Source organism: Oleiphilus sp. HI0128, assembly GCF_001635365.1.
The window spans coordinates 1-696 of the sequence record NZ_LWGG01001008.1 but is presented as its reverse complement, the minus strand read 5'-3'; the positions used below and the strand labels follow the sequence as shown (position 1 = coordinate 696).

Below are 696 nucleotides of genomic sequence, written 5' to 3'. Positions count from 1 at the left end.
AAGATTAGCTACCGAAAAATTGTCGACTTCTCTATTCATATTTTATGGCTTGCTATTGCTTGGCTGTGGGTGCCGGACTTTCAGGCTCGGAGCTCGGTTCGGTAATTGTAATTGATTGAATGATTATTGTGTCTACGGGAATGTCTCGCATATAACCATCAGACTTGGTGGCGACCTTAGATATCTTATCGGCTATTTCGAGTCCTTTAGTTACTTTGCCAAATACGGCATAACCCGCGTTGTGCCCGGATTTATTAAGCTGCATATTGTCTTTAACATTTATGAAGAACTGAGAAGTCGCAGAATGCGGGTCGTTCGTTCGTGCCATGGCGATAGTGCCGCGTAAATTAGGAATAAGAGAATTAGCTTCGTTCTTAATGGGCGAAGAGACGGGCTTTCGTCTCATTTTTTGATCAAAACCGCCACCTTGAACCATAAAGTTGGGAATAACGCGATGAAAGATAGTGTTGTTATAAAAGCCTTCGTTAGCGTAACGGATGAAGTTCGCAACGGTTACGGGAACGCGGTCTTTAAAAAGGTCGAGCTCGATAATGCCAAAGTTGGTTGTGATGGTCGCTTGAGTCGTATTGCTATACATTTCTTTTGCATGACTTGCTAGCGCAAAACAGCACAAAGATATAAATGTTAAATGGCACACAAATTTATTAAATAAGGATAGATTGGAATTTCTCATGG

At 41.7% G+C, this 696-nt stretch carries 1 protein-coding gene; it reads right to left on the bottom strand.

Translation table 11 applies throughout. The annotated features are described in order from the left end of the window. Positions 1-52 precede the first annotated feature (52 nt). Positions 53-696 (bottom strand): peptidylprolyl isomerase (locus tag A3763_RS17075; RefSeq protein WP_156495142.1); only part of this gene is annotated, 644 nt, incomplete at its 5' end.